1 protein-coding gene is annotated in these 959 nt (G+C 26.7%); it reads right to left on the bottom strand.

Annotation, left to right across the window (positions count from 1 at the left end; translation table 11 throughout):
- Window positions 1-959, bottom strand: a 959-nt coding sequence (locus HMPREF0072_RS09185; RefSeq protein ID WP_004829763.1) for a hypothetical protein, incomplete at both ends; no start/stop codon positions are given.

Genomic DNA, 959 nt, shown 5'->3' with positions numbered 1-959 from the left:
TGAAGGTGGTAGGTTTTCTTCTTCATTAATAATTTTATAGTTTTCTAAAGAAACTTCAGAAACCCCTTCTATATTTTCTCTATCAGTCTTTTTGTCTTTTTTAACTTCTTCTTCGTTATTATTGTCAATATCTTCAAAGCTGATTTGTTCTACTAGTTCCCCTTTATCAATAGATTGTTGTTCTTTTTCACTAGATTTATATACTTCTAAATCAAGATTTTTGTAGTCATTAAAAAGAATTGTTTCACTACCGGTAATAAACCCATTCATTAGTCCTGTGCTATCTTCTAGTTCTATAGTTTTAGGACTTGTAGCATCGTTAATGGCGGTTATAGTGTATTCTTTTCCTTTGTATCTAACACTCATACCTTCTTTAAATGGATTTTCTTCTTGCCTTGTTCTATCATTTTCTATCTGCTGATTTAAATATCCATTTAAAAGCACTTCTCTATGTTTGTCATCGAGTAAATAAGGTAAGTTATTTAATATGTCCTTATAACTTTTATATTTTATAGCTCGATTAGAATTTAAAATATATCCATTGTATCGTAAATTTTGTCTTAGAGTTTTTTCTTTTATATCTAAGATTAGCTCTACATCAAAGCCTTCTTTTCCATCGATTGTCTCCTTAATACTATCTGGGATTTTTAATAGTCCTTCTTCTATTTTCTTTGATAGTAGTAAGTATTCTTCATTTTGAGGATCAAAATAATATTCCCCTTTTTCTTTGATATCTTTATCTATTAACTTGAAAAGAACTTCTTTTTTATCTCTTATTTCTTCAATTTTTGATTTTTCTTCTTGCGATAAATTTATATTAAAAGTAATTTTATTTTCTTCATTTATGTGTGCTAAATTTTGATATGCTCCATTGATTTCAAGATTTTTATTAAAAACATATATATCATTATAGTAATCTGGAAATTGCTGATTAAAGCTTTGAACATCTATATCATAGT

This window comes from Anaerococcus lactolyticus ATCC 51172, from assembly GCF_000156575.1.
GTDB classification, from domain to species: domain Bacteria; phylum Bacillota; class Clostridia; order Tissierellales; family Peptoniphilaceae; genus Anaerococcus; species Anaerococcus lactolyticus.
The sequence above is the reverse complement of the archived record's forward strand: the minus strand, read 5'-3'. Positions and strand labels throughout refer to the sequence as shown.